This window comes from Streptomyces sp. NPDC101132, from assembly GCF_044759225.1.
Classification (GTDB): Bacteria; Actinomycetota; Actinomycetes; order Streptomycetales; family Streptomycetaceae; genus Streptomyces.
Genome location: NZ_JBIVYX010000016.1, coordinates 77683 through 96514, shown reverse-complemented (window position 1 = coordinate 96514; position 18832 = coordinate 77683). Strand labels below are relative to the sequence as shown.

General features: G+C 74.1%; 15 protein-coding genes. 7 read left to right on the top strand and 8 right to left on the bottom strand.

Features of this window, described 5'->3' with window-relative positions; genetic code table 11:
• Nucleotides 1-14: 14 nt before the first annotated feature.
• The 3 genes from ACIQUR_RS30020 to ACIQUR_RS30010 all read right to left on the bottom strand — a co-directional run bounded on the left by ACIQUR_RS30020 (nt 15) and on the right by ACIQUR_RS30010 (nt 3656).
• Nucleotides 15-1373, bottom strand: coding sequence for an MFS transporter (locus tag ACIQUR_RS30020; RefSeq protein ID WP_403670904.1), 1359 nt, complete (start codon nt 1371-1373; stop codon nt 15-17).
• Nucleotides 1374-1622: 249 nt separating this feature from the next.
• Entirely contained in the window at nt 1623-2663 is a 1041-nt protein-coding gene (locus ACIQUR_RS30015) for a vWA domain-containing protein (RefSeq protein ID WP_403670902.1), read from the bottom strand.
• A 36-nt stretch (nt 2664-2699) separates the two neighbouring features.
• Nucleotides 2700-3656 carry an MBL fold metallo-hydrolase gene (locus ACIQUR_RS30010; RefSeq protein ID WP_403670899.1) on the bottom strand — a complete coding sequence of 319 codons (957 nt, stop codon included), beginning with the start codon at nt 3654-3656 and terminating at the stop codon, nt 2700-2702.
• A 101-nt stretch (nt 3657-3757) separates the two neighbouring features.
• On the opposite strand from ACIQUR_RS30010, the gene ACIQUR_RS30005 reads away from it, so the two are divergent.
• The 3 genes from ACIQUR_RS30005 to ACIQUR_RS29995 all read left to right on the top strand — a co-directional run bounded on the left by ACIQUR_RS30005 (nt 3758) and on the right by ACIQUR_RS29995 (nt 7134).
• Complete coding sequence (locus ACIQUR_RS30005) at nt 3758-4717, top strand: AraC family transcriptional regulator (protein WP_403670896.1); 960 nt, start codon at nt 3758-3760, stop codon at nt 4715-4717.
• Between the two features lie 156 nt (nt 4718-4873).
• Entirely contained in the window at nt 4874-6520 is a 1647-nt protein-coding gene (locus tag ACIQUR_RS30000; RefSeq protein WP_403670893.1) for an alpha/beta hydrolase, read from the top strand.
• Nucleotides 6521-6672: 152 nt separating this feature from the next.
• Nucleotides 6673-7134 (top strand): protein kilB, encoded by a 462-nt coding sequence (locus ACIQUR_RS29995; RefSeq protein WP_403670890.1) that lies wholly within the window; start codon nt 6673-6675, stop codon nt 7132-7134.
• Between the two features lie 29 nt (nt 7135-7163).
• Here the strand turns inward: ACIQUR_RS29995 and ACIQUR_RS29990 are convergent, their stop codons facing one another.
• The 3 genes from ACIQUR_RS29990 to ACIQUR_RS29980 all read right to left on the bottom strand — a co-directional run bounded on the left by ACIQUR_RS29990 (nt 7164) and on the right by ACIQUR_RS29980 (nt 9681).
• A complete protein-coding gene (locus ACIQUR_RS29990; protein WP_403670887.1) occupies nt 7164-8240 on the bottom strand; it encodes a sensor histidine kinase in 1077 nt (358 codons plus the stop codon).
• On the bottom strand, nt 8233-8943 hold the full coding sequence (locus ACIQUR_RS29985) for a response regulator transcription factor (protein ID WP_403670883.1): 711 nt from the start codon (nt 8941-8943) through the stop codon (nt 8233-8235). Before ACIQUR_RS29985 ends, ACIQUR_RS29990 begins: the two co-directional genes overlap by 8 nt.
• A 69-nt stretch (nt 8944-9012) precedes the next feature.
• Entirely contained in the window at nt 9013-9681 is a 669-nt protein-coding gene (locus tag ACIQUR_RS29980) for a VanZ family protein (protein WP_403670881.1), read from the bottom strand.
• 391 nt (nt 9682-10072) lie between these two features.
• On the opposite strand from ACIQUR_RS29980, the gene ACIQUR_RS29975 reads away from it, so the two are divergent.
• The 4 genes from ACIQUR_RS29975 to ACIQUR_RS29960 are packed head-to-tail and all read left to right on the top strand — an operon-like array spanning nt 10073 to nt 17830.
• On the top strand, nt 10073-14380 hold the full coding sequence (locus tag ACIQUR_RS29975; RefSeq protein ID WP_403670878.1) for a HAMP domain-containing protein: 4308 nt from the start codon (nt 10073-10075) through the stop codon (nt 14378-14380).
• 47 nt (nt 14381-14427) lie between these two features.
• Nucleotides 14428-16917 carry a SpoIIE family protein phosphatase gene (locus ACIQUR_RS29970; RefSeq protein ID WP_403670876.1) on the top strand — a complete coding sequence of 830 codons (2490 nt, stop codon included), beginning with the start codon at nt 14428-14430 and terminating at the stop codon, nt 16915-16917.
• Nucleotides 16918-16931: 14 nt separating this feature from the next.
• Entirely contained in the window at nt 16932-17324 is a 393-nt protein-coding gene (locus ACIQUR_RS29965; protein ID WP_403670874.1) for an STAS domain-containing protein, read from the top strand.
• Nucleotides 17321-17830, top strand: a complete 510-nt coding sequence (locus ACIQUR_RS29960) for an ATP-binding protein (protein ID WP_403670871.1) — start codon at nt 17321-17323, stop codon at nt 17828-17830. Before ACIQUR_RS29965 ends, ACIQUR_RS29960 begins: the two co-directional genes overlap by 4 nt.
• A 75-nt stretch (nt 17831-17905) precedes the next feature.
• Here the strand turns inward: ACIQUR_RS29960 and ACIQUR_RS29955 are convergent, their stop codons facing one another.
• Both ACIQUR_RS29955 and ACIQUR_RS29950 read right to left on the bottom strand, forming a co-directional pair.
• On the bottom strand, nt 17906-18376 hold the full coding sequence (locus ACIQUR_RS29955; RefSeq protein ID WP_403670868.1) for an ATP-binding protein: 471 nt from the start codon (nt 18374-18376) through the stop codon (nt 17906-17908).
• Between the two features lie 182 nt (nt 18377-18558).
• Nucleotides 18559-18714, bottom strand: a complete 156-nt coding sequence (locus ACIQUR_RS29950) for a hypothetical protein (protein ID WP_403670865.1) — start codon at nt 18712-18714, stop codon at nt 18559-18561.
• Nucleotides 18715-18832: the final 118 nt, after the last annotated feature.

Genomic DNA, 18832 nt, shown 5'->3' with positions numbered 1-18832 from the left:
GGCGCATCCGTCCGTCATGCCGGCCCGGCGGGCGCCTGGGCGGGCGACCGCCTCGGCAGCAGCGCGGCCGCGAGCAGCAGGGCCGCTGCCAGGACGCAGGTCGCGATCACGAAGGCGGCGGTGGCGGCCGGCGCGGTGACGGTGCCGGCGAGGTCCGCCGCGTCGTCGTTGACGCCCAGGACGACGGCGCCCGCGCTCGCCAGGCCGATCGCGCCGCCCAGTTGCCCGAACGTCTGGCGGAGTACGGACGCGTCGGTACGGGACGCGGCCGGGACCGCGCCCATCATCTCGGCGCTCAGTGCGGGGACGGGGAGCCCCATCCCCAGCCCCGCGAGGAGCATCCCGGGGACCAGGCAGGGATGGTCGGGCGCCGGCAGCGCGACGGTCCACGCGGCCGCGCCGAGGGTGGCCGCGGCCAGACCGCCGACGGCCGGCACCCGGACCGACCGGGAGCGGTCCAGCAGGAACCCGGACAGGAAGGTGCCCACCGCCAGGCCGGTCACCAGCGGCAGCAGCCGGACGCCGGTGGCCGGCAGCGACAGGTGCAGCACCTGCCGGAGGAACAGGGTGCCGTGCACGAGCAGGACCAGCTGCGCGGCATGGACCAGGAAGGTGAGGGCCACCGGCACCGCGTACCGGCGGATCCGCAGCAGCCGCAGGTCGACCAGCGGCCGCGGCGACCGCAGGAGGAGCCGCACCGCCAGGGCCAGCGCCACCCCGCCGCCCACCAGGGCCGCGAGCGTCCGGGGGTCGGCCAGACCCCACACCCCGGACAGGTAGAGGCCGGACACGAACACGGCCAGCGGCAGCACCACCGCGACGGGCCGGCCGGCGGACAGCCGCCCGCCCCCGGCGTCCCCCGTTACCCGCGCCCGGCCGATCGCCCACAGCGTCACCACCCCCACCGGCACGTTGGCCAGGAAGACGGACCGCCACCCGAGCGACTGCACGAGGAACGCCCCCAGCACCGGCCCCGCCACGAAGAACAGCTGCGCCAGCCCCGCGTAGACCGCCAGCGCCCGCCCCCGCTCCCGCGCCCCGTACACGTTCGCGATCAGCGTCGTGGCCACCGGCAGCATCAGTGCGGCCCCCGTGCCCTGCACCGCCCGCGCGGCGAGCAGGTACGGCTCGGCCGCCTCCCCGGTCGGGGTCAGCCCGCACAGCACGGACGCGACGACGAACACCACCGTCCCGCACCGGAACGTGGCCGGGAGGCCGAACCGGCGCGAGACCATGGCCCCCACCGGCGTGAACGCCGCCAGGGCGAGGCTGTACACGAGCACGATCGCGTGCATCACGAACGTCGTGAAACCGAGGCTCCGGGCCAGCGGAGCGAGGGCGATCGCGACCACGGTCTGGTCCAGCATGACCATGCCGCCGGCACACCCCATGGCGGCGACGACGAACCGGCCCCGGGGCGACGGCGGGCCCCCGGCCACGCGCCCGCCCGGGAGGGACGGGCGGCGCCGGGGTTCCCGCCTCCGCTGACGCGACATCACCGGCCGACGCTAAGCGCGCGAGCCCGCCGCCCCCGCCCACCGCACCTGCCCGCGGGGCCGTACGGCCGAGCCGGTTGCCCCGTACGGCCCCCGCCGCCGGCCGTCGCCGCCCGCCGCCCGGCCTCAGACCATCAGCAGCAGCCGCGTCGACGGTATGAGCTTGCGGTTGACGCTCGTGCTCTGCACGAAGATCGTGAAGTCGTCGTTGTGGTCCGGCCGGATCCGGACCTCCGAGTCCGGCAGGCCGAGCAGCGTCCGCGCCTCGGGACCCGTGTACACCTTGTCCGTCCCCTTCTCCAGCACCGCGATCCGCTTCCGCGCCTGGATCTTCTCCGGCTTGCTCAACTGGTAGAAGGCGCAGCCCGTGCGGTACGTGTGGCCGCTCTCGACGACCCACTCCCGGATCGCCGTCTCGCGGGCCACCGGGATCAGCTCGTACCCCGATGGGTCCACCGCCGTCAGGCCGGCCGCGGCGATGGTGTCCTTGTTGACCGCGTCCGCGCCCGTGGAGAACACGGCACGCGAGCCCCGGATGCCCTTCGTGCGGCCCACCATGAACTTCTCGGTGGCCTCCTGGATGACCTGCCCGGCCTCTTCCATGCCGCGGGTGCTCGTGGCGTCCCAGACCGCGATGTTGTCCTTCGGGAAGCCGTACTGCATGGCCTCCCGCTTGCCCATCTGGTCCGGGACCAGCACCGCCAGCGTCCAGTTGTCCTGCTGCGTCTCGATCATCGTGGCCACGGCCCGCACCAGTGCCCGCGGATCCTTGGAGGGAGCGCCGGGGCAGCGGTGGCTCGCGTTCTCCTGACCGTCGGTCAGCACGAAGGTCAGGAAGCTGTGGTCGCCGTACAGCTGGGCCGTCTGCGCCAGCTCGTGCTGCGACTTGAGCGTCGCCGCCAGCAGCGACGTCATGCCGCCCGCGCGGTAGAGCTGCTTCAGGGACGGCATGCGCAGCACGTCCTTGTCGTAGATGACGCACTCCACCTGGTTGGAGAACACGTACACCGTGACGCGGGTCTCCTGCTCCAGCTCCTGCGAGCGGCGCGCCAGGTACGCGATCTGCTGGTCGGCGACCTCGACGACCTTGCCGCTCAGGTGCGACATCGACGAACTGGCGTCCAGCACGAGCGCGACGTGGTTGATGTAGTTCTGGCTTCCGGACATGTGGGCCCCCCTCTTCGAAGCGATGATCCGATCCTGTCAGCCACCACTGACAACCGGCCGCGGCCCGCTTCCACGCCCCCGCCGCTCCCCGAAGCCCGCCCACGGCCCCAGCGCGAAGCCCGCCCCGGCCCGCCGCACCTCCACGGCGCCGGCCCCGCCGAAGTGCGCGGGCACGACCAGCTCCCGCCGGTCCGCGGCCCGTTCGAGGATCCGCCGCCTCGTGGCCGCCGCCCGCGCCGGGTCGAGGCAGAAGCAGCTGTTGCACGACGGCGCCAGGACCTGCACCGGACTGTGCAGCACGTCGCCCGCGAAGACCGCCCGCTCGCCCCCGGACTCCAGCCGCAGCACGCTGGAGCCGGGCGTGTGGCCGGGCGCCGCCTCCAGGGTGAGGTGCCGGTCGACGCGGTGCGCGCCGTCCCACAGCACGGCCTGCCCCGACCGGTGGACGGGCGCGATGCTGTCCTCGTGGATCAGCCGGTCGTCCACGCGCACGCCGCCCCCGTAGGCGTTGTCCGGCCCGAAGTGGAAGTCGTCCGCGGCCGGCAGCAGGTACTGCGCGTTGGGGAACGCCGGCACCCATTCCCCGTCCTCCCACCTGGTGTTCCAGCCGACGTGGTCCGCGTGGATGTGCGTGTTGACCACCACGTCGACGTCCTCGGGCCGGACCCCGGCCCGGGCCAGCGCGCCCGGGAAGTCGCCCTGCCACCGGTGGAACGCCGGACTGCCGGGCCGCTCGCGGTCGTTGCCGACGCCCGTGTCGACCAGGACGGTCCGGCCCTCGCTGCGCAGCACCCACGTCTGCAGGGCCATCACCGCGCGCCCGCCCTCCGGATCCCAGTGGTCCGGCGCGAGCCGGGCCGCCTCGTCCCGCCACAGCTCTGCCGGCGCGTCCGGCACCAGCTCGCGGGCCGGCGCGAAGGCCCCCCGGAACTCGACCACCCGGATGACCTCGACGTCGCCCAGCACGATGCCCTGTCCGCTCTCGTTGTCCATGGCCACGACCCTAGGAAGCCCCCGATGAGGCTCTCAATGCCCGTCCGGCTCAGCGGAATACGCGTACGTCTCACCGGCGCGCCGGCGGATACGCTGCCCCGATGGACGTGGTGAGCGATGCGATCTCCGCCGTACGCATCGGCCGGGCCTCCTCCCGGCGCGTGCGGGTGGACGGCACCTGGTCGGCCCGGCTCGCACCGTACGCGGGCGCGGGTTTCCACGTGGTGCTGGAGGGCGGGTGCCGGTTGCTGACGGGTGCCGGGGAGACGCTCGCCCTCGGCCCGGGGGACGCCGTGCTGCTGCCGCACGGCGCGGAGCACGTGCTGGCCGACGCCGGTGCGGACGCGGACGCGGCGGCGCGGGCCGTCCCCTTCGAGTCCTGGCACGCCGTCAGCCGGACCCGGGAACGGCCGGATCCGTCGCCCCGGGGCACGGAGCCCGGCACCCCTGGCGGGCCGGGAGGCCCCGGCGAGGTGGAGCTGCTGTGCGGCAAGTACCGGCTCGACCGCAGCCGCGCGCACCCGCTCATGGCCGAGCTGCCGGAGGTGGTCCACCTCCCGAACCGCCTCGGCAGGCACCCCGAACTGCGTTCGGCGATCGACCTGTTGGGGCGGGAGCTGGGCCAGTGGCGGCCGGGCGGCGGCATCGCCGTGCCCGGTCTGCTCGACCTGCTCCTCGTCTACATGATCCGCGCCTGGCTGGACCAGGACACGGCCGGCGCCTGGCCCGCCGCACTGGGCGACCCCGTGGTCGCCGCCGCGCTGCGCGCCCTGCACGAGGAACCCGCCGCCCCCTGGAGCAACGACCGGCTGGCCGCAGCGGCCGGAGTGTCCCGCGCCACCCTGGCCCGCCGCTTCTCCGCACGGGTCGGCCGCCCTCCCATGGCCTACCTCACCTGGTGGCGCCTCACCTCCGCCGCGGCGCTGCTCCGCGGCACCGAGGACCCCCTCGCGGCCGTGGCCCGGCAGGTCGGGTACGGCACCCCGTACGCCTTCTCCCACGCCTTCCAGCGGGAGTTCGGCACCACCCCCGGCCGCTACCGCGCACGGACGGCGGCGTAACGCGCGGAGCGGCACCGGACGCGGAGGTGCACCCCGCCGCATCGAACCGCGCTCGCGCGCACCCCCGGGCAGCAGCCGGAAACCGCCGCCCGCGATCTTTACCGCCTCCCCAACTCCTGCGATCCTGACCGGGTTTGAGCAGCCGAAGGAGGTTCCTTGTCTCGCATATCCACTCTGGCGGTGGCGTTCAGCAGCGCGTTAGCCCTGCTCTCCGGCGTCGCCACCACGGCATCGGCGGCGCCCGTCGGAGCGACGGCCACCGCCCCGACCGCCCCGACCGCCCCGGCCACCGCCGGCCCGCGGGTCGCACCGGTGGAATGGACGCCCTGCAACCCGGACCCGTCCAAGCCCGACCCCAAGATCTACGACTGCGCCGTCTACCCCGTCCCGCTGGACTACGCGAACCCGTCCGGCGAGCAGATCGGCATCGCCATGATGCGGCGGCGGGCCGGCGACCCGGCCAAACGCATCGGCTCGCTGTTCCTGAACCCCGGCGGCCCCGGTGGCAGCGGCTACCTGTGGGCCACCACCGCCCGCTTCGAGCCGCGCGTCCAGGAGCACTTCGACGTGATCGGGTTCGACCCCCGCGGCGTCGCCCGCAGCAACCCCCTGCGCTGCTTCACCACCAACGAGGAGGCCGACGGCGTCTTCGGCCGGATGACCGGGGTTCCCGTCACCCGCGCCGAGGTCGACGGCACGCTCGCCGCCACCCGCGACTACACGGACGCCTGCGGCCGCAACGCCGGGCCGCTGATCCGCCACATGTCCACGATCAACGTCGTCCGCGACCTCGACCGGATGCGCCAGGCGGTCGGCGACGACCAGCTGACCTTCGCCGGCTTCTCGTACGGCACGCTGATCGGCTCCACGTACGCCAGCATGTACCCGGACAAGGTCCGCGCGATCATCATCGACGGCAACGTCGACCCCAACCTGCGCCTGCACAACGGCCTGGAGTACGACCGCCAGCGCGCCACCGGCGGCTTCGAACTCGCCCTGGCCGAGTTCCTCAAGCGCTGCGCCGCCGCCGGCACACCGCGCTGCGCCTTCGCCGAGGGTGACACCCGCGCCAAGTTCGACGCGATCCGCGACCACCTGCGCACCTCCCCGGTGACCCTGCCGAGCGGCGCCGAGGTCACCCTCAGCAGCTTCACCAGCCAGGTCGCCAACGCCCTCTACGCGCAGAGCCGGCTGGCACCGCTCGCGGCCGCCCTCGAAGCACTGCACCAGGTCATCGGGCAGCAGCAGGGCCTGGCCCCCGGCGCCCGCGGCACCGCGGCCGGCGCGGCGGACCGGCTGGCGACGGTCGTCCCGGCGGCGCTGCGCGAGGCCCCGGCGGACTCCCCGTACACCTCGGACGACTCGTACTACGGGGTCAACTGCCAGGACAAGCCGTACCCGTCGAACCCGAGGGCCTTCGCCCTGGTGGCCCGCGCCTGGGAACACGGCGCGCCGACCTTCGGCCGGTACCAGGCCTTCGACGCGCCCGCCTGCGCCACCTGGCCGTCGCCCGCGCGCAGCGCCGAGCGGTACGCCGGGCCCTGGAACCGGCGGACCGCCAACAAGGTGATGGTCATCGGCAACACCTTCGACCCGGCCACCCAGTACCGGTTCTCGCAGCGGATGCAGCGCCAGCTCGGCAACGCCGTGCTGGTCACGGTCGACGTGATCGAGCACTGCGCGGTCGGCCGGAGCAAGGCGCTGAACGCGCTGGTGACCGCGTACCTGGTCGACGGCACCGCCCCGAAGCCCGGCCAGGTCCTCAAGCCGGACCTGGACCCCTTCCCGGCCCCCACCCCCTGACCCACCCGACCGCCCACGGCGGACACCGGCCCGCCCGGGCGCGGCGGGGCACCCACCCCGCCCCGCCGTGCCCGGTCGGCCGGGTCGGCCGGTCGGGCAATCGGGCATGATCCGCTTGTCCGACCGACCGACCGAGGAGACCCGGAAGTCCGATGTGGCCTTCGATCATCGCCGTGCTCGGCACGCTGGCCGGGGCGCTGACCGCCGGGATGCTCCAGCAGCGCACCGCGCGGACCGCGCGTGCCGAGCAGCGGGCCGATGCCCACCGGCAGGACCAGCTCGGTGCCGTCACCGAGTTCGCCGCCGCGCTGGACGCGCACCGCTCGGCGATGTTCCACCGGGAGCGGCTCGCCCTGACCGACGCCGGTGCCGAGCACAGGCTGGAGGCGCAGACGGCCTCCCACGACACGCGGACGGCGATCACCGCGCCCCACGTCCGGCTCCAGGTCCTGGTGCCCGAGCTGGCCGTCCCGGCGCAGCGGGCCGCCGACGCCACGTACGCCCTGCGCACCGCCACCACGCGCGCCGAGCTGGACGCCCTGCGGCGGACGGCCAAGGAGGCGGCCGCGGCCTTCGTCGCCGCGGCCGCCGCCCACCTGGACCCCCGGCGCTGACCGGCGCTCCGGGGCGCGGCCCGGCCGGGTCACGCCGCCGGCAGCCGGACCGTGACGGCGAGGCCGCCGTCGGGGCGCGGGGCCAGGTCGAGGGTCCCGGCGTGGGCGCGGACCACGCTGTGCGCGATGGCGAGGCCGAGGCCGACGCCGGCGTGCTCGTCGGTGCGGGCGCGTTCCGTACCGCGCTGGAAGGGCTCGGTCAGCGTCGGCAGCAGTTCCGGCCGCACCGCGGGACCCGTGTTCTCCACCCGCAGGAGGCTCGTGTCGCCGTCGGCCGCGGTGTGGACCGTCACGGTGCCGCCCGCCGGGAGGTTGTGGACCACGGCGTTCTGGACGAGGTTCGTCACCATCCTCAGCAGCAGCTCGGCGGAGCCGCGGGTCCGGGCCTCCCCGCCGGTGACGGCGAGCGAGATCCCACGCCCCTCGGCCGTCGGCAGCAGCGTTTCGGCGGCCTCCTCCGCCACGAGGGACAGGTCGACGTCCTCGCGATCGAAGGTCCCGCGGTCGCTGCGGCTGAGCAGCAGCAGCGCCTCCGTGAGGCCGATCGCGCGCGCGTTCACGGTCTGGAGGCGTGCGAGGACCTCGTCTCGGTCGCGCGACGGGTCCCTGCGGGCCACGTCGAGCAGCGTCCGCGAGATGGCCAGCGGGGTGCGCAGCTCGTGGGAGGCGTTGGCGGCGAACCGCCGCTGCTCGGCCACGTGGGATTCGAGCCGTTCCAGCATCGAGTCGAAGGTGTCGGAGAGCTCCCGGAACTCGTCCTGCCGTCCCTCCATGCGGATCCGGTGGGACAGCGATCCGCTCCCGGCCAGCCGCGCCGCGGCCGTGATCCGCGTCAGCGGTGCCAGCATCCGGCCCGCCAGGAGCCAGCCCCCGACGAGGCCGAAGACGAGGAGGAAGCCCATCGCCACGGCCGCTGCGGGGGCGAAGGTGTGCACCAGCAGGTACCGGTTCGGCGAGACGCCGAGCAGACCCTGGGAGTTGTCGGGCACGTAACGCAGCAGGAACAGCCACACCACGGCCAGCAGCAGGGCGCCGGCGACCGCGAGGAAGCCGGCGTAGCTGAGCGTCAGCTTCAGCCGGGCGCTCAGCCCGGGACGTCTAACCACGCGCGGAGCCGGAGCCGGTGGCACCCGTACCGCCGCCGCCCGGAACGGCGGCGATGCGGTAGCCGACGCCCGGCACGGTGGCGATGACCCAGGGCTCGCCGAGCCGCTTGCGCAGCGCGGACACGGTGATCCGGACGGCGTTGGTGAAGGGGTCGGCGTTCCCGTCCCAGGCCCGCTCCAGCAGTTCCTCGGCGCTCACCACCCCGCCCTCGGCGGCGACCAGCACCTCCAGCACGGCGAACTGCTTGCGCGTGAGCGCCACGTACCGCCCGTCCCGGTGGACCTCGCGGCGGAACGGGTCGAGTCGCAGGCCCGCGATCTCCCGGACCGGCGGCCGGGCGTACGCGCGCCTGCGGTCGAGCGCCCGCAGCCGCAGCACCAGCTCCCGCAGGTCGAACGGCTTGGTGAGGTAGTCGTCGGCGCCGAGCGCGAAGCCCGAGGCCTTGTCGTCGATCCGGTCGGCCGCGGTCAGCATGAGGATCGGGATGCCGCTGCCGGACGCGACGATCCGCCGGGCCACCTCGTCGCCGGAGGGGCCCGGGACGTCGCGGTCGAGCACGGCCAGGTCGTACGCGTGGACGCCGAGCAGTTCCAGGGCGGAGTCGCCGTCGCCGGCGATGTCGGCGGCGATCGCCTCCAGGCGCAGGCCGTCGCGCACGGCCTCGGCCAGGTACGGCTCGTCCTCCACGATCAGTACACGCATGCCCGCAGCCTAGGCAGCCACACGTATCGGCGGCATATGCGCGACCGGCACGCCCCGCTCCCCGTCCGCTCAGGGCGCCCCCGCCGGCACGGGCACGGGACGCCCGGACGGAGCGTCCGGCGCGGCCGTGGCCCACCAGGGGCGCGACGCCAGCGCGGCCAGCCCGGCGCCTGCCGCGTTCACCAGGACGTCGTCCACGGAGGACACCCGGTCCAGCCGCAGCACGTACTGCGCCGTCTCGACCAGGACCGAGCAGCCGGCCCCCAGCGCCAGCAGCCGCGGCACGGACGCGAGCGCGGCGTACCGCACCGGCGCGAAGAACCCGAGCGACGCGAACACCAGCAGGTTCCCGGCGATCCCGAGCGTCCCCATCGTGACCAGGTCCCGCAGCGGTACGAGGCTCACCCGGCCGGGCACCGTGCCGGCCGCGCCTCCCGGCATCAGGGTCAGCCACAGGAACGGCACCGTCCCGTGGACCATCCCCACCTCGGCCAGCGATCTCCGCCACGCCCCCTCCACACCGGCCGCCCTCCGGCGGCGCGCCGCCGCCCAGGCCACCAGCACGGCCAGCGGGATGGTGGCCAGCGTCACCAGCACCACGCCGTTGAACGTGTCGAGGCAGCCGTGCCACCGCCCGGCCAGGCACGCGGGCGCGGACATCACGAGCGGCCGCCGCAGTACGAACAGGCCGGCCGCCAGCCCGCCGACCGCGAGCCCCGGGCCCACGACCCGCAGCACACGCCGGAACGGAAAGGATGAACCCGATGAACGGGACGAGCAGGATGAACCGTGCGAACCGCCTGAATCGTGTGATCCAGACGAAACGGAGGACGGGAAGGGCCAGGATGACGGGAACGCTCTTCGCTTCACCCCTCCATTGCGCCCCCACGCCCGTTGCGGCGGCGTATGCGATTTCCGGTACGCCCGCGATACCCGGGTTGCCGCGACCGCAATTGCCGCGACCGCAATCCCGTGTGTTTTCCTGATCCTTTACGGCGTGGGGTAACCTCCTGCGCGGTACGTGCCCGCCCCACGCACCTGCATGGCGGCCGCCGCCCGACGCCTCTGGCGGCGAGTCGCGAGCGTGGTGCCGAGGCCGGGTCCGGCGTTCTACGGAAGGCGACGTTCGATGGCTGCCTCAACCCTCCCCGACGGCTCCCGGGCACCAGCGGGACCGGACCTCGGGGCCGCGCAAGTCGGGGAGCCGGAGCTGAGACTGCTCCTCGCGGGCCTGACCGCGGTACGCGACGGCGACTTCGGCACCCGGCTGCCGGGCGACTCCGACGGGCTGCTCGGAGAGATCGCCACGGTCTTCAACGGCATGGTCGACCAGCTGTCCCGGTTCACCTCCGAACTGACCCGCGTGGCACGCGAGGTCGGCACCGAGGGCCGCCTCGGCGGCCAGGCGCAGGTGCCGGGGGTGTCCGGGACCTGGGAGGACCTCACCGACTCCGTCAACGCCATGGCCGGCAACCTCACCACGCAGGTCCGCGACATCGCGCAGGTCGCGACCGCCGTGGCCAAGGGCGACCTCTCGCAGAAGATCACCGTGACCGCGCGGGGCGAGATCCTGGAGCTGAAGAACACCGTCAACACGATGGTGGACCAGCTCAGTTCCTTCGCCGTCGAGGTGACCAGGGTGGCCCGCGAGGTCGGCACCGAGGGGATCCTCGGCGGCCAGGCCGACGTCAAGGGCGTCTCGGGCACCTGGCGCGACCTGACCGACTCGGTCAACTTCATGGCGGGCAACCTCACCAGCCAGGTCCGCGCCATCGCGCAGGTCGCCACGGCCGTCGCCGAGGGCGACCTCTCGCAGAAGATCACCGTGACCGCGCGGGGCGAGATCCTGGAGCTGAAGAACACCATCAACACCATGGTGGACCAGCTCAGTTCGTTCGCCGGCGAGGTGACCCGGGTGGCCCGGGAGGTCGGTACGGAAGGCCGGCTCGGCGGCCAGGCCGACGTACGGGACGTCTCCGGCACCTGGCGGGACCTCACCGAGTCCGTCAACGTCATGGCGGACAACCTCACCGCCCAGGTGCGCTCCATCGCCGAGGTCACCACGTCCGTGGCCCAGGGCGACCTGACGCAGAAGATCCGGGTGGACGCGCGCGGCGAGATCCTGGAACTCAAGGAGACCATCAACACGATGGTCGACCAGCTCTCGGCGTTCGCCGACGAGGTGACCCGGGTGGCCCGCGAGGTGGGAACCGCCGGCAACCTCGGCGGCCAGGCCACCGTACGCGGCGTGTCGGGCACCTGGAAGGACCTGACCGACAACGTCAACGTCATGGCGTCCAACCTCACCGGACAGGTCCGCTCCATCGCCCAGGTCGCCACCGCCGTGGCCCGCGGAGACCTCTCCCAGAAGATCACGGTCGAGGCGAAGGGCGAGGTCGCCGAGCTGGCCGGGGTCATCAACACCATGGTGGACACCCTGTCGGCGTTCGCGGACGAGGTGACCCGCGTGGCGCGCGAGGTCGGCACGGAGGGCATCCTCGGCGGCCAGGCACGGGTCCCGAACGTGGCGGGCACCTGGAAGGACCTCACCGACAACGTCAACTTCATGGCGCACAACCTGACCAGCCAGGTGCGCAACATCGCCCAGGTCACCACGGCGGTGGCCAACGGCGACCTCACCCGCAAGATCGACGTGGACGCGCGCGGGGAGATCCTGGAGCTGAAGACCACCATCAACACGATGGTGGACCAGCTGAGTTCCTTCGCGGCCGAGGTGACCCGCGTCGCGCGGGAGGTCGGCAGCGAGGGACGGCTCGGCGGACAGGCCGAGGTCGAGGGCGTCTCCGGTACCTGGAAGCGGCTCACCGAGAACGTGAACGAGCTGGCCGGCAACCTCACGCGGCAGGTCCGGGCCATCGCCGAGGTCACCGGCGCCGTCGCGGAGGGCGACCTCACGCGCTCGATCACCGTCGACGCCTCCGGCGAGGTCGCCGACCTCAAGGACAACATCAACTTCATGGTGGAGTCGCTGCGCGAGACCACCCGGGCCAACGAGGAACAGGACTGGCTCAAGACCAACCTGGCCCGGATCTCCGCCCTCACCCAGGGCGGCCGCGACCTCGCCGTCGTCGCCGACGCGATCATGGACGAGCTGACCCCGCTGGTGTCGGCCCACTGCGGCGCCTTCTACCTGGCCGAGGACGACCCGGACGGCACCGTCCTGCAGTTCGTCGCCTCGTACGCCTTCCCGGAGGGCGCCCGTCCGACCCGCTTCCGGCTGGGACAGTCGTTCGTCGGGCAGGCCGCGCGCAGCAAGAGCCCCATCGTGGTCGACTCCCTCCCGCCGGACTACCTCGCGGTCTCCTCGGGACTCGGCCGCACCGAGGCACTGCACCTCGTCGTGCTGCCCATCGTGGTCGAGGGACAGGTGCTGGGTGTCATCGAGCTGGCCTCGGTCCACCCCTTCACCCAGGTGCACCGGGACTTCCTGCACCAGCTGACGGACGTGATCGGGGTCAACCTCAACACGATCATCGCCAACGCCCGCACCGACGAGCTGCTCGGCGAGTCCCAGCGCCTCACCGCGGAGCTGCAGACCCGCTCCAAGGAACTCCAGGCACGGCAGGAGGAACTCCAGGCCTCCAACGCCGAACTGGAGGAGAAGGCGGAGCTGCTCGCCGCGCAGAACCGTGACATCGAGACCAAGAACCTCGAGATCGAGCAGGCCCGCCAGGAGCTGGAGGCCCGCGCCCACCAGCTCTCCCTGGCGTCCAAGTACAAGTCCGAGTTCCTCGCGAACATGAGCCACGAGCTGCGCACCCCGCTCAACAGCCTGCTCATCCTGGCCCAGTTGCTCGCGCAGAACCCCACCCGCAACCTGACCACCAAGCAGGTCGAGTACGCCGGCATCATCCACTCCGCCGGCTCCGACCTGCTCCAGCTGATCAACGACATCCTCGACCTGTCCAAGGTCGAGGCCGGCAAGATGGACCTCAACGCACAGCCCGTCCCGCTGGGCCGGCTGCTGGACGACGTCGAGGCCACCTTCCGCCCGATGACCAGCCAGAAGAACCTGTCGTTCAGCGTGCGCTCGGCCCCGGACGTGCCGGACGAGCTGCTCACCGACGACTACCGGCTCCGCCAGATCCTGCGCAACCTCCTCTCCAACGCGGTCAAGTTCACCGAGAGCGGCAGCGTCGAGCTGAGCATCGCGCCCGCCGACGAGGACCGCATCCCCGAGGTCGTCCGGCGCCCGGGACCGGTACTGGCCTTCCGGGTGGCCGACACGGGCATCGGCATCGCCCCGCAGCACCTGGAAACCGTGTTCGGCGCCTTCCAGCAGGCCGACGGCACCACCAGCCGCAAGTACGGCGGCACCGGGCTCGGCCTGTCCATCAGCCGTGAGATCGCCTTCCTGCTCGGCGGCGCCATCACCGCCGAGAGCACGGTCGGCCAGGGGAGCACCTTCACCTTCTACCTGCCCGTCACCCGCCCCGAACTGCCGGAAGGGGACACCCCCGGAGCCTCCACGGCACCGGCGGCGATCGAGCGCGCGGGCGACCAGGCCGGCCGCGCGGAGGGCCGGGGCCCCTCGGACACCGGCCCCGACACCCCCGCCCGGCCCCGCCGCCTCCTGGTCGTCGAGGGACGCCCGCGCGGCCTGCTGTCCCTCGTGGCCGAGAACGCCGTGACGGACCTCCCGGGCCACATGGATTCCGCGGGCCACCGCGAGGTCGAACTCATCACCACCGTCGGCGCCCACGAGGCGGCGGCCGCCCTGGCGACCAGCCCGTGCCACTGCGTCGTCCTCGAACTCGACCTGCCCGACGGGGCCGCCGTCGGCCTCCTGGAGGAGATGGAGCGCGACCCGGCCCTGCACGCCGTCCCGGTCCTGGTCCACAGCGGCCGGGGCATCGCGGCCGAGGACGAGCGGCTGCTCCAGGAGCGGAGCGGCACCCAGCTCGTCGAACTCCTCACCAGCCTCGACGAACTCCGCGAGCGCATCGCCCTGCACATGAGCGCGGACCGCCCCGGCGACCTCCTGCCCCTGGTCCGCCGGCCCGAGACGGGAGGGAGCTGGGAACCCGGCCACATCTCCCCGCTCACCGGCCGCACCGCCCTCGTCGTCGACGACGACGACCGGAACCTCTACGCCATCACCGGCATCCTCGAACTCCACGGCATGCGCGTGCTCCAGGCGGAGAACGGACGGGCCGCCCTCGACGCCCTCCGCGCGCACCCCGGCATCGACGTGATCCTGATGGACGTGATGATGCCGGAGATGGACGGGTACACCGCCACCGCCGCCATCCGGGCCATGCCCGAGCACGCCCACCTGCCGATCATCGCCGTGACCGCGAAGGCCATGGTCGGAGACCGGGAGAAGAGCCTCGCCGCCGGGGCCTCCGACTACATCACCAAACCCGTCGACGCGGGCGACCTGGTCGGCCGGATCCACCGCCACCTCACCTCGTGACCCCCACGACGTCCACGAGCCGCCGGCCGACCCCCAGGAGCTGAAGAGTGCGCAACCCCCACGAGCCGCGCGGTGCGGACACCCGCGCCCGGATCGCGGCCCCGCCCGGTGCGCGCCGCGTCGGGGCGCAGCGCGACGCGGAGTCCGGCCCGCTGCACCGGGCCGACGCCGGCCCGGACACCGGGGCCACCGCCGTGGGGCGCCTCGCTTCGACGGTCGAGCGGCTCCAGCGCGAGCTGGAGCAGGCCCACGCCGACGCCGCCGGCCGTGCGCTGGCCGAAATGGCCGTCGGCGTGCTCGTCGAACGGCTGCGCTGCGGGCCCACCGAGGCCGCCGCGCAGTTGTCCACGCTCGCCGAGCAGGCCGGCGTACCCGTCATCGAACTGGCCGCCGACCTGGTCAACCAGGTGGCCTCCGACACCATCTCGGCGGCCGCCCGGGAATTCGTGGCCGCGCAGGCCGCCCCCGCCGCCGGATCCGTCGGACTGCGGCTGCGCAGCGCCGAGGCCCACGCCCTGGTCGCCGCCGACACCGAGGCCGCGGCCCGCTCGATGCTCGACCACGCGCTGCGCCCCCTGGGCGCGGTCGCCGTCGCGGTCTGGGCGGCCCACCCCGACCAGTCGCTGTCCCTGGCCGGCAGCGCCGGGTTCACCCCCCAGGAGGCCCACCGCTGGCGCCACGTACCCCCCGGCGTCACCACGCCCGCCCGCCGCGCCCTCGACGAGCGCACGGCGGTCGGATACCGCACGCTCGCCGAGGCGGGACTGCCGTCCGTCGGCCAGCACGAGGTGGCCGGCGGCCGGCTGGCCGTACCCGCCGGCATCGGCGGTCGGCTCACGGGCGTGCTGGAGATCTGCTGGCGGGACGAGCTGCCGGACCGCTCCCAGCCCCTGGAGCGGCAGTTCGAGGCCCTGGCCGAACTCGCCGCGGCGACGCTCGAAACCTGGGCGGACAGCGGCTCGCCCACCCCCGGCGCACCGGACGCACAGCTCGAAGGGCTGCGCCAGCTCACCGACGGCCTGGCCGACCCCTGCCTGATCCTGCACGTCGCCCCGGACAGCGGTGAACTGCCCCTCCAGTTCACCATCGGGCACGTCAACCCGGCGTTCGTCGACTTCGCCGGGCGGCCGCGCAGCGCCGTCCTCGGCGCTCGCCTGCTGGAGGCCTACCCCCTGGCGGCGGAGTCCGGCGGCCTCCTGGAGAAGGTCGAGCACGTCTTCGTCACCGGGGAGCCCTTCAGGACCCCCAACATGACCCTCACCGCCCTGGTCGACGGCGTCCCCATCAGCGCCCAGGCCAAGGTCGGCATCAGCCGGCACGGCGGCTACCTGGTGGTCGTCTGGCGGCTGGACGACGGCACCCCGCGCGTGGCGCGCCTGCTCCAGCACGCCCAGCGCCTCGGCCGCATCGGCGGCTTCGAGGAGAACCTGCTGACCCGGCAGATCGTGTGGAACGAGACGATCTACGAGCTGTACGGCCTGCCGGTGTCGGCCCCGCCCGTCCCGCTGGACCAGCTCGCCGACCACGCCCACCCCGACGACCGGCCCGCCATCGGCCGCTTCCTGCGCACGCTGCTGCACCACCAGCGGCCGGCCTCCACCGCGTTCCGCCTGCAGCGCCCCGACGGCGTCGCCCGCCACATCCGGGTCGTGGCCGAGCCGGTGCACGACCCCGACGGCCGCCTGGGCGTCGTACGCGGCGCCTACCAGGACATCTCCGCCCAGCACTGGACCGAGGTCGCGCTGGCCGCCACCCGGGACCAGCTCGCGCAGACCGAGCAGCAGGCCGCCGAACGCAGCCGTCTCGTCCTGCAGCTCCAGCACGCCATCATGCCGCCGGCCCGCGGCCCGCAGGACCTGCACGACCTCCAGGTCGCGGTCCGCTACCGCCCGGCGGAGAAGGAACACCTGGTCGGCGGCGACTGGTACGACACGCTCACCCTCCCCTCGGGCGCGGTCCTGCTCTGCGTCGGCGACGTGGCGGGCCACGGCATCGAAGCCGCGACCGGCATGGTCGCCCTGCGCAACGCCCTGCGCGGCCTCGCCGCCACCGGAGCGGGCCCGGCCCAGCTGCTGACCTGGCTCAACAGCATCACCCACCACCTCACGGAAAGCCTCACGGCGACCGCCGCCTGCGGCCTGTACGACCCCGCCACCCGGCGGCTGCGCTGGGCCCGCGCCGGGCACCCGCCGCCGGTCCTGCTCCGGGACGGCCGGGCGGAGACCCTGCCCCAGATCGGCGGGATCCTCCTCGGCGCCCTGGACCAGGCCGAGTACGACGAGGACGAGTTCACCCTGCAGCCGGGCGACACCCTGGTCATGTACACGGACGGCCTGATCGAGCGCCGCGACCAGTCCCTGCACACCTCCCTGGCCAACCTGCTCGCCCTCACCGAGCAGGCCGTCGGGGAGTGCGACGGCGGCCCCGGAGCACTGGAGGCACACCTCGACCACCTGCTGCGCTACAGCGCTTCCGACACCGACGACGACACGTGCCTGGTCGGGGTGTCCGTACGCGACGGGGCGGACCGGTTGTGAAGGAGGAGACGAGCATGCGTGCCGAGAACGATCCGGAGACCTCCGGGCAGTGGCCCGACGAGGAGGTACGGGGAGTGGTGGTCGACGTGACGCACACCGAGGCGGGGGCCGCCCTGTGCGCGGTGGCCGGCGACCTCGACATCGAGATGATGGAACCGGCCGAGCAGGCGCTCGCCGCGCTGGTCGGAGAGCGTCCGCCGCTGCTCGTCGTCGACCTGGAAGGCGTCGGGTTCTGCGACTCCTCGGGTCTCAACCTGCTGTTGCGGACCCGGGCGGCGGCGGCGAACGCCGGGATCGCGTTCCGGCTGGCCGCGGTGCCCCCGGCGGTGATGCGCGTCCTGGAACTCACCGGCGCGCAGTCCGTGTTCTCGCTCCACACGACCGTCGAGGAGGCCGTCGCGGCGTGAACCCGACCAGCCGGGAAGACGGCGCCGGAGGGGCCGGAGGAGCCGGAGAGGCCGGTCGGCGGCCGGGGGAGGGCGCCCGGGCCCCCGCGGACCACAGGCTGCGGCGCCTGGAACTGGCGGGTTCGGCCCGCCCGTGCGCCAGGGCCAGGGCATTCACTCGCCGGGCGCTGGCCGACTGGGCGTGGTCCGGCGGCTCCGCGCACGCCGCCGAGGACGCCGTCCTCGTGGTGGCCGAACTCGTCGCCAACGCCACGGCGCACGGCGGAGGACCGCTGGACGTCACCCTCGACGCCCGGGGGCCCCGGCTGAGGATGGAGGTGGGCGACCGGGCACCGGAACTGCCGGTCCCGCGCCGGCCGCACCGGCAGGACCTCCCCGGCGGCCACGGCCTGTTCATCGTGGAGCGGGCCGCCGCCCGGTGGGGCGTGCTGCGGCGGGGCTCGGGCAAGGTCGTCTGGGCGGAGCTGGACGCCGTACCCGCGTCGCCGCGTCCGGGCGGGGCGTGACGGCTCCGCCGGCGCCCGCCGGCCGGTGCCGTCGGCGCGGCACCCGCCGGGGCATCCGTACGCGGCGGACCCGCGTCACCAGCCCCGGGACGCGCCCGTCCGCAGCCGGTCGGCCTCGAACTCGGCCCAGACCACCTTGCCGTGCGCGTGGGCCTCGGCGCCCCAGCGGTCGGAGAGGCGCCGCACGATGTGCAGGCCGTGCCCGCCCGGCACCCCGGGCCGCGGGGCCGGCTGAAGCCGCGGCAGGTCCCGTGCGCCGTCGTACACCTCCACCCGGAACACCTCCCCGGCACTCAGGACGAGTTCGTGGCAGCCACCCGCGTGGAGACTGGCGTTGGTGACGAGTTCGGACACCACCAGCAGGGTGTCCTCGGCCGCGTCACCGGTGTCCCAGCCCCAGTCGGTGAGTGCCGAGCGGGCGAACTCCCGGCCGCGCGTGACCTGTCGGCGTGCGCCGCGCAGCAGGAGGATGCGGCGCTGGCACAGGGTCAGGCCCCGCTCGTCCGGCGCGGGCTCGCCGGAGGTCCCCGGTCCGATGGTCTGCACGGCGGTCTCACTCCGTCCTCTGGTCGGTCGTTGCGGCGCAGGCGGGCGCTCGGCACGTTCGCCGCGCCCGCCCTCCGCGCGAAGCCACCCTACGGTGCGGGCCGCGCGAGGCGCAGCGGCGGGCGTCACCGCCCCCGCGGCCGAGCCGGGAGGCCCGGGCGTCCGTCACGGGGCGGCTCCGCCTACGGCGCGCCCGCCAGCCTACGCCCGGGCGGGCGCGCGTGGCGGCGGCTGTGCCGGCCACCCCCGGCCCCCGCGTGCCGGCCGCGCTCACGTCGGCCCACGGTGAGCAGCAGCGCCAGCAGCATCGGCACGGTGAACAGCGCGAGGGTTGCCATGACGGACCCTTCCTGTCATCGGGGGCGATGCCTGACGTCTGGCCGCTGAGCAGGCGGGCAAACCCCGGATCCCCCGTACGAGCGGTGCCGCCGGGTGCGTACGGGTGGGGGCACGGGG